Source organism: Amycolatopsis sp. NBC_00348 (assembly GCF_036114655.1).
Taxonomy (GTDB): domain Bacteria; phylum Actinomycetota; class Actinomycetes; order Mycobacteriales; family Pseudonocardiaceae; genus Amycolatopsis.
In genome coordinates, this window is sequence record NZ_CP107994.1 from 6754175 (window position 1) to 6768019 (window position 13845).

Annotated in this window: 6 protein-coding genes; 2 read left to right on the forward strand and 4 right to left on the reverse strand. The window is 67.8% G+C overall.

Annotated features, from left to right (window positions below; all coding sequences use genetic code 11):
* Positions 1–20 precede the first annotated feature (20 nt).
* The 3 genes from OHS58_RS29415 to OHS58_RS29425 all read right to left on the reverse strand — a co-directional run bounded on the left by OHS58_RS29415 (position 21) and on the right by OHS58_RS29425 (position 5880).
* The gene (locus OHS58_RS29415) at positions 21–2357 is read right to left on the reverse strand and encodes a GH92 family glycosyl hydrolase (RefSeq protein WP_328644708.1); all 2337 of its coding nucleotides are present in this window, start codon (positions 2355–2357) and stop codon (positions 21–23) included.
* Positions 2358–2488: 131 nt separating this feature from the next.
* Entirely contained in the window at positions 2489–4660 is a 2172-nt protein-coding gene (locus OHS58_RS29420; RefSeq protein ID WP_328644709.1) for a 3-hydroxyacyl-CoA dehydrogenase NAD-binding domain-containing protein, read from the reverse strand.
* Between the two features lie 8 nt (positions 4661–4668).
* Positions 4669–5880, reverse strand: coding sequence for an acetyl-CoA C-acetyltransferase (locus tag OHS58_RS29425; protein ID WP_247057317.1), 1212 nt, complete (start codon positions 5878–5880; stop codon positions 4669–4671).
* A gap of 149 nt (positions 5881–6029) precedes the next feature.
* Between OHS58_RS29425 and OHS58_RS29430 the strand changes: the two genes are divergently transcribed.
* Entirely contained in the window at positions 6030–7211 is a 1182-nt protein-coding gene (locus OHS58_RS29430) for a TetR/AcrR family transcriptional regulator (protein WP_328644710.1), read from the forward strand.
* 301 nt (positions 7212–7512) lie between these two features.
* A complete protein-coding gene (locus OHS58_RS29435; RefSeq protein WP_328644711.1) occupies positions 7513–9351 on the forward strand; it encodes an HEXXH motif domain-containing protein in 1839 nt (612 codons plus the stop codon).
* A 9-nt stretch (positions 9352–9360) separates the two neighbouring features.
* Here OHS58_RS29435 and fxsT read toward each other — a convergent pair whose 3' ends face one another.
* A complete protein-coding gene (fxsT, locus tag OHS58_RS29440) occupies positions 9361–13845 on the reverse strand; it encodes an FxSxx-COOH system tetratricopeptide repeat protein (RefSeq protein ID WP_328644712.1) in 4485 nt (1494 codons plus the stop codon).

The window sequence follows — 13845 nt, forward strand, 5'->3', positions numbered from 1 at the left end:
TCAGCCCGATCGGGTGACGGTCAGCTCCCCCACGTCGTCGGCGTCTCGGACAGGCGGAAGTCGAGCGAACCGCCCGTGCGCAGGAAGGACGCGTCGAGCTTCCAGTCCCGCTGCGGCCAGCCACCGCGGCGGACGTCCGCGACGTACTTGCCGCTGCCCGACGTCGTGATCCGGATCGGGGCCCCGGCCGCCGGCCGGATCACCACGCTCGGGAACAGCGGGCTCGACAGCAGCAGCTCGCCCGAGCCGGGCGTGCGCGGGTAGATGCCGAGCGCGGCGAAGACGTACCAAGCGGACATCGTGCCGAGGTCGTCGTTGCCGGGCAGGCCCGACGGCCCGGTCGTGTACACCGAGTTCACCAGCTGCCGGACGGTCTCCTGCGTCTTCCACGGCCGGCCGAGTTCGTTGTACAACCAGGGCGCGTGGATGTCGGGTTCGTTCGTCGGGTCGTACTTGAGCGGGCCACCCCCCTTGAGCAGCCAGTTCCCGTTCGCGTCGTGGAAGAAGCCGTCGAGGCGGGTGACGGCGGTCGCCTTGCCGCCCATCGCGTCGGCGAGGCCGGAGACGTCCTGCGGGACCATCCACGTGTAGGCCGCCGCGCTGCCCTGGGCGAAACCGCGGTCGCTCGCCGGGTCGAACGGCGTCAACCAGCTGCCGTCGACGTTGCGGGCCTGCATGTAACCGGTCCCCGGGTTGAAGACGTTGCGCCAGTACGCACCCCGGGCGTGCAGCTCCGCGGCTTCGTGAGTGCGTCCGAGCAGCTCTGCGAAATGTCCGATTGCGTAGTCCGCGACCGCGTCTTCGAGTGTCTCCGCCGCGCCGCCCCAGCAGTGGCAGACGTCGTTGGGCGCGTAGTGCGAGGTCAGGTACTGCGCGAGGTTCGGGCGCTGGCCGACGCACTGGCCGGGGCAGCCGCCGTCCTGCAGGCCTTCCGGCCGCGGCACGGTCGCCTGCTTGTAGAGCGAATCGAACGCGCCGCGGTAGTCGAAGTTGCGGACGCCCATCGCGTAGAACGTCGCGAGCGTCGCCGCCGTCGGATCGCCGGTCATGACGTGCGTCGCGCCGTTGACGTGCACCCAGCGGTCCCAGACGCCGTCGTTCTGCTGCGCGTAGTTGTAGAGCGACTGCGCGAAGTTCCCGGCGACGCGGGGTTCGAGCAGGGCCAGGAGCTGCACCTGCGCGCGGTACTGGTCCCAGCCGGAGAAGTTGGAGTACTGCGCGTCCTGCCCCCGGGCGACGTGGTGGGGCCGCTGATCCATCCCCAGGTACTGGCCGTCGACGTCGCTCACGAGGTTCGGCTGCTGCAGGCCGTGGTAGAGCGCGGTGTAGAAGGTGACCTGCTGGTTGGCCGTGCCGCCGCCGACGGCCACGCGGTTCAGCTCGGTGTTCCACGCGCGTTTCGTCCCGGCCGCCACGTTGTCCACAGTGGACTTACTGGGCTGCTCGGCCCGCAGGTTGCGCTCCGCGCCGTCGAGCGAGACGTACGAGATCGCGATCCGCATGGTGACCTTGCTGCCGGGCGCGAAGGTGACGTACCCGCCGGAGCCCCGACCGGCGCGGTCGCTGCCGGTCGCGTACCCCTCGCCACCGGTCTGGTCGAGCCCGCCCGGCTGCAGCGTCGCGTCCTTCCACGTCCCGGTGCCGGCGAACGGCTGGTCGAACTGCGCGGTGAAGTACAGGCGGTAGTAGGACTTGCGGTTGTTGACGCCGCCGTTCGCGCGGCGGCCGCAGAACGCGCCGGTGAGCACGGACCCGGTGACCTTGCGGTTCGCCGGGTCGAGGTGCGTCTCGGCGTCTTCGCTGCCGTTGAGCGAGTTCGACGTCCGGAAGAGCAGGCTCGCGGGTTTGCCCGCCGGGTACTGCAGGGCGCCGATCGCGGTGCGTTCGGTGGCGGCGACGTCGGTGGTGACGCCGTTCGCGAGCCCGAGCTTGTAGCGCCCCGGCGTCGCGGCTTCGTCGGCGTGACTGAAGTTGCTCGCGTAGATCGCGTCGGTGGTGTCGGCGGTCGGCGACGAGGTGACGTCCCCGGCGAACGGCAGGATCGGCACGTCCCCCGCGGCGCCCGGGTTGCAGCCCGCGCCGTTGACGTGGGTGAGGCTGAGGCCGCGGATCCGGGTGGTGTCGTACTGATAGCCGTTGGCGGCCCCGGTGCTGGTCTGGTCCCCGCGCGTACTGGTGGGACTCCAGGCGAGCATCCCGAACGGCGCGGTGGCGCCGGGGTAGGTGTTCCCGTCCCCGGCCGAGCCGATGAGGGGATCGACGAAGTCTGCGGGGCTCAGCCCGGAGGCGGCCGACATCGTTGTCAGGCTGGAGGCGAGCAGGACGGCGGCGAGGACCACCGTGACGGGACGGCGCATGGGCGGAGATTAACCCGCTTCGATGGCCTTCCGGCGAATTCGAAGTGGACAAGCTTCCGGACACCCACGAAAGCCGTGAAGGCCTCCTTACCGGCGGTTAGAGCCGGCAAGGAGGCCTTCACGGACCTTGCTTATTCGTAGATCTCGCCCTTGGCGGCCTTGTCCACCAGCGACTGCGGCGGCTCGAAGTGGTCGCCGTACCGGGCGGCCAGCTCGCGCGACCGGTCGACGAAGCCCTGCAGGCCACCGTCGTACTGGTTGATGTACTGGATGACACCGCCGGTCCACGCCGGGAAGCCGATGCCGAAGATGGAGCCGATGTTGGCGTCCGCGATCGACGTCAGCACGCCCTCGTCGAAGCACTTCACCGTCTCGAGCGCCTCGGCGAACAGCATCCGCTCCTTGAGGTCCTCGAACGGGACCTCGGCCGAGCCGGACTTGAACGCGTCACGCAGGCCCGGCCACAGCCCGGTGCGCTTGCCGTCCTCGCCGTACTCGTAGAAGCCGGCGCCCGTCGAGCGGCCCTTGCGGTCGAACTCCTCGACCATCCGGTCGATGACGCCCTCCGACGCGTGCGCCTTCCAGGTGCCGCCCGCGGCCTCGATCGCCTCGCGCGTCTCCTTGCGGATCTTGCGCGGCAGGGTCAGCGTCAGCTCGTCCATCAGCTGCAGCGGCGGCGCCGGGTAACCGGCCTGCGAACCCGCCTGCTCGATCGACGCCGGCTCGACGCCCTCGCCCAGCGCGGCGACGGCCTCGTTGATGAACGTGCCGATGACGCGCGAGGTGAAGAAGCCGCGGCTGTCGTTGACGACGATCGGGGTCTTCTTGATCTGCAGCGTGTAGTCGAAGACCTTCGCCAGCGTCGCCGGCGACGTCTTCTCGCCGCAGATGATCTCGACCAGCGGCATCTTGTCCACCGGCGAGAAGAAGTGGATCCCGATGAAGTCCTCGGTCCGCTGCACGCCCTCGGCGAGCGTGGTGATCGGCAGCGTCGAGGTGTTGGAGCCCAGCACCGCGTCGGCGTTGACGACGCTCTCGATCTCGCCGAACACCTTGTGCTTGAGCTCGACGCTCTCGAACACGGCCTCGATCACGAAGTCGACGCCCGCGAAGTCGGCCGGGTCGGCGGTCGGCGTGATCTTCGCCAGCAGCGCGTCCGACTTCTCCTGCATCGTCTTGCCGCGCGAAAGGGCCTTCTGCTCGATCTTGGCCGCGTAGCCCTTGCCCTTCTCGGCCGCCTCCTGCGAGACGTCCTTGAGGACGACGTCGATGCCGGCCTTCGCCGACACGTACGCGATCGCGGCGCCCATCATCCCGGCCCCGAGCACGCCGACCTTCTTGGCCGTGTACTTCTCGAAGCCGTCCGGCCGCGAGCCGCCGGAGTTGATCGTCTGCAGGTCGAAGAAGAACGCCTTCGTCATGTTCTTCGAGACCTGGCCGGTCGCGAGGCTGATGAAGTAGCGCGTCTCGATGGTGATCGCGGTGTCGAAGTCGACCTGCGAGCCCTCGATGGCGGCGGCCAGGATCGCCCGCGGCGCCGGCATGTTCGCGCCCTTGATCTGCTTGCGCAGGTTCGCCGGGAACGCGGGCAGGTTCGCCGCGAAGCTCGGGTTGGACGGCGTGCCGCCGGGGATCCGGTAGCCCTTGACGTCCCAGGGCTGGACGCCGCCTTCGGGGTTGGCCTTGATCCACGCCTTCGCGGCGGGGACGAGCTCCTCGACGGTGTCGACGACCTCGTGCACCAGGCCCAGCTCCAGCGCCTTGCGCGGGCGGTGGCGCTGACCCTGCAGCAGGACGTTCAGCAGCGCGCTCTGGATACCCAGCAATCGGACAGTGCGCACAACGCCACCGCCGCCGGGCAGCAGGCCGAGCGTCACCTCGGGCAGGCCGATCTGGCTGCCCTTGGCGTCGGCCGCGATCCGGTGGTGCGTCGCCAGCGCGATCTCCAGGCCACCGCCGAGCGCGGCGCCGTTGATCGCCGCGACGACCGGCTTGCCGAGCTGCTCGATCCGCCGCATCTGGCCCTTCATCAGGCCGGACGACTCGGTGAACTCGACGGCGTTCTCGGGCTTCGCCTGGATGAGGTCGTTCAGGTCACCGCCGGCGAAGAAGGTCTTCTTCGCGGAGGTGATGACGACGCCGGTGATGGAGTCCTTCTCGGCCTCCAGGCGGTCCACGGTCACGCCGAGCGACTCGCGGAAGTCGGCGTTCATGGTGTTCGCCGACTGCTTCGGGTCGTCGAGGGTCAGCGTGACGATGCCGTCCTCGTCCTGCTCCCAGCGGATGGTCTTGCTCTCAGCCATTAGTGTCCTCACACCCGCTCGATGATGGTGGCGACGCCCATGCCGCCGCCGATGCACAGGGTCACCAGGGCGCGGCGCGCCTGGCGGCGTTCGAGCTCGTCGACCACGGTGCCGACCAGCATCGCGCCGGTGGCGCCGAGCGGGTGGCCCATGGCGATCGCGCCGCCGTTGACGTTGACCTTCTCCTCGTCGAGGTGCAGGTCCTTGATCCACTTGAGCACGACGGACGCGAACGCCTCGTTGAGCTCCCACAGGTCGATGTCCTCGGGCTTGAGGCCCGCGGTCTTCAGCACCTTCTCGGTGGCCGGGGTCGGGCCGGTGAGCATGATCGTCGGCTCGGAGCCGATCGACGCGGTCGCCACGATCCGGGCGCGCGGCGTCAGCCCGAAGGTCTTGCCGATCTGCTCGGAGCCGACGAGCACCAGCGCGGCGCCGTCGACAATGCCGGAGGAGTTGCCGCCGGTGTGGACGTGGTTGATCTTCTCGACCGAGTGGTACTTCTGCAGCGCGACGGCGTCGAAGCCGCCCAGCTCGCCGATGCCGGCGAACGCGGGCTTGAGCTTGCCGAGACTCTCGACGGTGGAGCCGGGGCGGCGGTGCTCGTCGTGGTCCAGGACGGTCACGCCGTTGATGTCCTTGACCGGGACGACGGACTTGGCGAAGTAGCCGCCGGACCAGGCTGCCTCGGCCCGTTCCTGCGAGCGCACGGCCCACGCGTCGACGTCCTCGCGCGAGAAGCCCTCGATGGTCGCGATCAGGTCGGCGCCGGTGCCCTGCGGGACGATGTAGTTGTCGTACGCGGTGGCCGGGTCCATGAACAGCGCGCCGCCGTCGGAGCCCATCGGCACGCGCGACATCGACTCGACACCGCCGGCGATGATCAGGTTGTCCCAGCCGGAGCGGACCTTCTGCGCGGCGGTGTTGGTGGCTTCCAGGCCGGAGGCGCAGAAGCGGTTGAGCTGCACGCCCGCGACGGTCTCGGGCAGGCCGGCGTTCAGCGCGGCGGTGCGCGCGATGACCGCACCCTGCTCGCCGACCGGCGAGACGACGCCGAGCACGACGTCGTCGATCACGGCGGGGTCGAGGTTCGGGTGGCGGACCTTGAGCTCTTCGATCAGGCCGACCACCAGGTCGACCGGCTTGGTGCCGTGCAGGGCACCGCCCTTGTTCTTGCCGCGAGGCGTGCGGATCGCCTCGTAGATGTAGGCCTCGCTACTCACAGAAAAACTCCTCGCGAGCGGATGGGACGTCTTCGTACCCTGACCGATGATACCGGCCAGTAGTGCTAATGGCCATTAACATATCTCCGGATAACCCCATGGTGTCAATGGGTTGCCGTTGTGCCGTTAGCCGCTATCGTCGACTCACCATGACCGACTCCGTACGTGCCGCGCGACCGCGCGACCGCAAGGCCCAGCTGGCCGCGGTCGCCGCCGGGCTGTTCCGCGCGCGCGGCTTCCCCGGGGTCGGCATCAAGGACATAGCGGACGCGGCGGGCGTCACCGGCCCGGCGTTGTACCGGCACTTCGCGGACAAGCAGGCGATCCTCGCGTACGTCGTCCTGAGCGGTTTCGAGGACCTGGAGGCCGCGACGGCTTCGGCGCTGTCGGACTCGGTTCCGCCCGTTGACCAGCTGGAAGACCTGCTCACGCGGCTCGCGGCCCAGGCCGTCGAGCGCCGAGAGATCGCGGCGCTGTGGCGCTGGGAAGGCCGTCACCTCCCAAAAGAAGACCAGCGGGAGATCGCCCGCAGGTCGACGCTGGCGCTGGCGTCGTGGTCGAAGGCGCTGCTGGTCCAGCGCCCGGATCTGCCGGCCGAAGACGCAGAGCTGCTGTGCTGGGCGGCGCTGTCGGTGTTCGGCAGCGTGTCGGTCCACCACACCGCCGTGGCCCGCCGCCGCTTCGCCCAGCTGCTGGTCGAGCTGGCCCTCGGTGTGCTGAACGCCACACTCCCGTTGCCCGTCTCCACGCCTTCGGAGACACCTTCCTTGCGCTTGGGTACGCCGTCCCGCCGAGAGCAGGTCCTGGCGGAGGCCACGGCCCTGTTCGCCCAGCGCGGCTTCCACGACGTGAGCATGGAGGACATCGGAGCGGCGGCGGGCATAGCCGGCCCGAGCGTCTACCGCCACTTCCCGAGCAAGGCGGCCCTGATGGTCGCGATCGGCCACCGAGCGGCCGACCGCCTGGCCTTGGCGGCAGAGCAAGCACTACAGGCCCCCGACGAGCCGACGGCACTACGCCGCTTGGCGGCGTCGTACGTCCGCACGATTCTGCACACGCCGGAGCTGCTGGTCTCGTTCTCGGCAGACCGGGTGACGATGCCGGACCGCGACAAAGCCGACCTCCTGCGGGTACAGCGTGATTACGTGGCCCAGTGGGTCACGCTGCTATCCGTGGTTCACCCGTCCTTGCCGCCACGAGAAGCAAAGATCACGGTCCACGCGGCCCTGACCATCGCGAACGACCTGGCCCGCACCCGTCGGCTGTCGACCCGCCCCCACTTCGAGGCCGAACTGACGACGCTGCTGCACACGATCCTCGCCGTCGCCTGATCGACGCACGACGTCCGTCCCTGTCGCAACGGCGAAAAATGCGAGACAATGCGGACGGGCCGACGGGGTCCGTTCTCCCTGCGAGAGGGGATTTTCTGATGCAGTCACCGGGGACCGACGGGGACATGGGAATCGAATCGGAACTCCTCGACCTCGGCTCCGTGTCACTGACGAGGCTGCGCACGCTCGACGGCAACCGGATGCGAACCGCGTTGCGACACGCCGTGGAACGCGTGTCCCATATCCAAGTGACAGCGAGTGGAAGCCAAGGCGCGAAACGGCTCGATTGACGAGGTCTGCTGTGCTCATCGAAAACCCCGAGCGAGACGAACACGCGCCGGAGCTGGCGCCGCATCACCTTCCCTGGTCCGATTTCGACGCCCTCGCCCGCGGCGAAGGTGGTCCGGGACCCGTGCGAAAACTGCGGGCAGCCGAGCGCAGCAGACGGTTGCTCTTGTTGCGTGGCCTGATTGACATCGCGAGCAAGAGCCACGATCGATTCGGCCCTCTTTCGTCACCGGAATCCGCCTGGGAATTGCTCGCTCGAGTGCAGCACGCCGCTCCTGAAGCACTGGAACTGACTCTCGCGCACCCGTACACGGGAACTTGGGCCGGCTACACGACGCGATTGTTCCACCAGCAGGTCACGGGTGTCTGCCCGATCTGGGTCCACGTCGGGCACGTGCACTGCTTGGCTGCGGCCGCAGCCGTACACGCCGGGCTGCAGTTCGACATCGACGTTCCGGTGTGGCAGGGCAACGTATCCCTGCCAACCCTCGGCATGGCTCACCTCGCGACGGATGAGCCGTTCTCCGTCGCCGAAGTTCACAGTCGCGACGGTGAAGTCACAGTGGAGAACTGGTATTCACGTGTATTGCTGCCGGCAGACCGGTCGATCGATGTGCCCGGATGGTCGGGGATCCGCGAAGCCACGGCGCAAACCGAGGGTCACAGGCTGTCCGTTCGGCTCGACGATCTGGACCCGTACCGCGGACTCTACGAACCTGTTCCCCCGCGGCGGCTCACCATCGAAGAAGTTGAATCCTGGCGCACCGTGCTTGGTGGCGCGTGGGACTTGCTCGTCCGGCACCTGCCCGAGGTGGCCGACGCGCTCCCGGACGGCCTCGATTCACTCGTACCAGCGCCCGCGGTGCCGTTCCGCCAGCCGAGCGCGTCCAGTGGTGAAGCCTTCGGCAGTGCGATCATCGCCCATTCAGAGGATCCCGCGTCCCTTGCCGCAGCACTAGTGCACGAATTCCACCACATCCGTTTGGGCGGTCTCCAACACCTGACGGCCTTTACCACCGCCGACCCTCGGGAGCGGCTTTACGCGCCTTGGCGAGACGATCCTCGGCCGATCGCCGGAGTTCTGCACGGCATCTACGCCTTTTTCGGAGTGACCGGCCTCTGGCGGCGATTGACTTCGGCCGACCCGAACAATGAGCTGGCCGCGTTCGAATTCGCACTGTGGCGGGGCGCGACTTGGAACACCTTGCGGGTGGTCAGACGGGATACCGCCTTGACCGACGCCGGCCGCAGATTCCTCGACGGCGTCACTGATCGGCTCGGCCCTTGGCAAGAAGACCCGATCGCCCCTGGCCCGGCAGCGTGGGCGGCAGCCATCGCGTCCGACCACTACGCGGGCTGGCGGGTTCGGCACCTGCGACCGATCCCCGCTACCGTCACGGAACTCGTCCGAGCGTGGCGAGCCGACCACACCCGTCCGAATGTGACACGACTGCTCGAACCCGAAAGCCCGACCCCGGTGCCGGACGGAACGTGGCCCGACGCCCGGGCCGACCTCGTCCGCTTGCGACTGAGTCCTGACGGCGCCCACCGGCTGGCCACGAACTGGTCGTCCGTCAGGGGCGCGAGCTCCGCTGACTTCGATTACGCAGCAGGACGAACCGAAGCGGCGATCGCCGGCTACCGGGCCGAGCTGAGCAAGGCACCTGACAGCCCGTCCGCTCTGGTTGGCCTCGGCCTCGCGCTCTCCACGCGAGGCACCAGCCCGGCCGCCCGGGCGTTGATGCACCGCCCGGAACTCGTCCGGGCGGTGCATCGTCGCCTCCGCGCTGAAACTCGCGACGCACCGTCACCCGAAACGGTCGCCGCGTGGATCGGCCGGTTCACTCATTGACCGAAGGGACTACAGCGGCATCGGGTCGATGTCGCAGTCGGCGCGGACGCCACGAGACGCGCTGAGCGTGCCCGGGTGTGTCTCCCCGAGAACAGCCCGGTACCGCTCCATGACGTCTTGGTAGAGCACATCGGCTTCGCCGTCGTCACCCTGGGCGCGCAGATCGAGGGACCGGTTGAGTTGAGCGGCGAGAGTGGTCGGGTGGTCCTTGCCGAGAATGCGGCGTGCCCGGGTCAGCATCTCGTCGTCGATCGCCGCCGCCTCCTCGACACGGCCGAGGGCGAACAGGTCACTCGCCACGTCGATCGCGCACACGATGGAGTGTGGGTGGTCCGCGCCGAGCAATGTCCTCAGCTGTTCGAGCGAACGCTCGTCAATGGCTCGCGCGCTGGCCGGGTCACCACTGAGACGCATGGTCACGCCCAGGTCGAGCGCAGCCGAAAGCGTGTGGGGATGCTGCTCACCCACGCTCTCCCGGTACAGGTTGAACACCTGCTCACCCAGTGCGCGCGCCTTGGTGAAGTCCTTGGCGTGCCGCAGGTCGATCGAGTGCCCGAGAGCACAAGCCAGTGCATTCGGGTGCTTGTCGCCGTAACGTTCCCGGAACCGCTTGAGCGCCGCATCCGACAAGGCCAAGGCTGCCTCGTGGTCGCCGTCCTTCCGACATGCGACAGCCTGGTGGTAGCGACGTCGAAGCGTTCCGACGCTGTTCTCGCCGTAGAGCTTCAATGCTCGCTCGGCGATCCGCTCCTGCTCTATCCGCGCCCACGGGTACTCTCCCAGCTCCCGCCGGGCGATGACCAGCAACACCTGGGTCGAGATGGTCGCGTCGTGGTCATAGCCGAGGATCTGCGCACGGCGGTCATAGGTCTCCTGGGCGAGCCGGCGAGCCTCCTCGTACTCCCCCGTCAGCAGTAGCGAAACAACGAAGTCATGCGCCGCGTTTAGGGTGATCGGATCGTCTTCGCCGAACAAACCCCTGGTCTTCACGTAGGTCCGGTCACCAAGGGACCTGGCGGCCGCGAAATCACCGTTGGCCTTCAGCACCAGGGCCACCGTCAATTCCGCGTTGATCGTCTGTTCCGCGTCCGCGCCCAAAGTCTCCAGGTACAGGTCCAACGTTCGCTGCGTGACCTCAGCGGCTTCGGTGTACCGCCCGACGACCCAGTAGTAGAACCCGAGGCGCTCGGACGCCTGCAGCACCTGCAGATCGGTCTCCGGGCGCACATCCGCATCAGCGTCCGGGACAGACCAGGCGCGCACGGTCTGGTCCGCCAGTGCGAGCGCGCCCTCGTGGTCGCCCCAGTGGTACAGGAACTTCAGAAGGTTGATCACCAGCTGACGCACCCAGCGGTCATCACAACCGATCAATTCGGCGGAATAGACGTGCGGCAGCAAGATCTGGTATCGAGGCCAATGCTTCGGAGAAGCCGGGTCGCGGGGATCAAGATTCGCGAGAAGCATATGCGCACCGTGACGCATGTGAGCCCGGTCTTGCCTGCTCAGTCGATTGCGCAACACGAGCTGAACAAGCCGGTGCAACACGATGGTGTCGTTACCGTGGTCGATCTTCGCCAGTCCGAACTTGTTGATGTCGCGGATCGCACGCCCCAGCTCCATCGGATCGCGCAGCGCTTCGTCGAGCTCAGCGGTGATTTCCACGCCGCGCACGCCGGTGAACAAGCTGCGCGCGATCGGCTCTGGCGCGAAGAACGCGCACACCTGCAACAGCTGGTGGGCAGCGGGATTGCGCCGGCTCAGCTCGTCGAACGAGACGTTCCACGCTGCCGCGACCGAGACCTCGTAGTCGGCCGGTGCCGAAGTGCTGAGGACTTCAGTGACCTTTTCGTCGAACAGTCGCAGATACTCTTGCACCGGCATCCCGGTCTCCGCACGCCACGCGGCGGCCTGGGCGATGGCGAGCGGCAGGTCGCCAAGCTTCTCGGACAGCAGGTCCGCATCACTGTCGGAAATCGCCGGCCCGCGGCGCCGCAAGAGGTCCCGGCTCTCCGAGCGTTCGAAGACCGCGACCTCGAGCGGCCGGGCGATCCCGGCCCAATCCGGGTTGCGGGACGTCACCAGGATCTCGCCGGGTCCGTTCACCGGAAAGAACCGGCGGGCCATATCCGGATTCTCCGCCGAGTCGAACACCAGCAACCAGCGCCGGTACGGCCGGCCGAGCCGGAGTGCTTCCCGGACCGCCGGTACGGCCGTGATCGCCTCGTCACAGCCAGGCAGCCGGAGGTGCTGGGCCAGTTCGGTCAACGACGATCTGATCTGGGTCTCCTCGGTGGCTTGGATCCACCAGACCAAATCGTAGTCCTGGAGGTGACGGTAAATGAACTCGACCGCCATCTGCGTTTTGCCGATACCGCCCATGCCATGCAATGCAGCTGGCAGGACAGCCGTCGTACCCGCGCCCAAACGTTCGCCGAGCTGGTCGAGCAAGTCGTCCCGGCCGGTGAAATTGAGGTTCTTGGCCGGTATCTTTCCCCAGACCGGAGGGTTCTCATCACTGGACGGCCGCTCATGCCGCGCCGTCGACGCCACGCTGGACACGGCGCGCGCAGGGCTCACCGTGCCACCCTCGCCGGAATCCGGTCGGCCGTCCGGAACGGGGGAGTTGGTCGGGGCAAGGGCAGCAGGGTCGCTCGGAAGACCGGCGATCCGGTCGGGCGCCTGGGACATCGTGTCACTCACCGGTTCGATATTAGAGTCTAATGTGGATACCCGAGTGGGGCCTTGCTGTTCAGCGCCGGCCTCTGCTTCGATAGCGTCAAGCCGAGCTGCGCGTGAAAGGTACGGGCCGGACAGCGCGGCCATGACAGCCCGTTCAAGGGCGACTTCGTCGGCTGTTCCCGGTTCGGGCGCGGGGTCAGAAGTACTGTCGGGATCCTCCAGGGCGTCTCGCAATCGCGCGAGAAACCCACTGCGGACACCGAAAGAACGTCGCGCGGCCAATACCGCCCGTACGGTCTCCGACCGACGTGCCCCACTCAGCAAGACTGCCCGGACTTGATGCGGAAAGTCCCAGTTCACAGCATCCCAAGGCCCCTCGCCGCCAGTCTGCTCCAGTAACCCGCTGGTGAAGACTTCCGCCAGATGTGCGGGCTCCGAGTCCGGCACGAGTTCTGCCTGCAGCGTCCGCGCTACGCCGACCGTGACCGGCACGGCGGCCAAGAGCGTCGCCAGCCGATACGCCGGCGGAGAGGCTTGACTGTGAAAGCGTTTCACTTGGTCTCTTGGCGACGGGTCGAAGGTCTCTTCCCGCTCCAGTTCCGTTTCGCGGAGCGGAACCGGCCGGTTCCGAGCGAGCAAGACCTTGGCCGTACGCCGTTCTTCACCGCTCCCGGTGACCAGTCCGACCCACCAATGCAACCATCGCGGTTTGAATTCCAGGACCGGCACAGGCACCGAGCCCGCGACGAGCTCCGCCGAACGGTCGGGGTCCACCCAGTTGTCGGGGAGTTCGAGCCCGTAGTGCCGATTTGCTCGCAACGGCCCGGATGTGGCAAGGACCGCGCGGTGCACGTCGAGACCGCCTCGCGGCCAGAGTCGCTGCGGCAACAGATGCAACACGGCCACCGGCATCGCGCGGGCCCAGTCCGCGAGGATCGGTGAGACGAGATCATTTCGCCAGGCATCGGAAACGCCATCGGTCACCACCAGCATCAGCCGACGTCCGGACGAGTCCAGAACCTCCGCGGCGCCGCGAGCGGGTGTTTCGAGCGTGCCCCCGTGCAGCTCCGGCTCGATAACCGTGCCGTCCTCGGCCTGCCCCGCCTTTCCCGTGTCGAGCATGCGAACCTGGATCGACCGGAACGCGCCGAGTCGTTCCAGCAGGCTGATGAACGCGTTCACTGTCGGTTTCCAAAGAGCCAGTGATGGCGCCGCGTCGATCACCAGCGTCAAATCGAGCCACTTCCGCCGTTTTTGCCGGGTGACCGGCCACCAGCGCCCGGTCTCCGCCGCTTCTTCGGCGGTACGATCTTCATCGAGTTCAAGATCGTCCGGGCGTCGGGACTTGACCAGCCGCTTGAGGGGCCGTAACGACCGGACGAATTCAGCTGCGTCGGGCAACGTCGCGATGCCTGCGTCCGAGACCTGCCACTGGCCCCTGCTGGACGGCGCGAATGCGATGGGCACCCACGGTGCTGGGCTCGGCGCCTCATCCTCCCCCGCCTCCGTGGACATCTCGTCATCCGGTTCGGCGTCCTTCAGTACGACGTCGTGCCGTGCCCCACCCTCGTCGGGAGACTCGGATTCCACACCGGGGTCCGGCGGCGGGAATACTGTGTCGGGCTCGGTGGACTCAGGTGTCAGAGCAGGTTCGACAGCGGAAAGATCCCTCTCAAGTTCCCTCGTCACCTGGTCATCGCGTTGTCCGAAGTTCGGAACAGCGCCCTGCATCACCGCGGCGAGCCACAGTCCGTCGGCGAGTTCACGGGAAGTCAGCTGCGGGGCGTCCGGAACGCCGGCCGGTCCACCCGCCAT

What these genes read in the sequence shown, in the direction of transcription:
- OHS58_RS29415 (WP_328644708.1), bottom strand. Translation starts at nt 2,357, where the DNA reads ATGCGCCGTCCCGTCACGGTGGTCCTCGCCGCCGTCCTGCTCGCCTCC.
- OHS58_RS29420 (WP_328644709.1), bottom strand. Translation starts at nt 4,660, where the DNA reads ATGGCTGAGAGCAAGACCATCCGCTGGGAGCAGGACGAGGACGGCATC.
- OHS58_RS29430 (WP_328644710.1), top strand. Translation starts at nt 6,030, where the DNA reads ATGACCGACTCCGTACGTGCCGCGCGACCGCGCGACCGCAAGGCCCAG.
- fxsT (WP_328644712.1), bottom strand. Translation starts at nt 13,845, where the DNA reads ATGGCGGGTGGACCGGCCGGCGTTCCGGACGCCCCGCAGCTGACTTCC.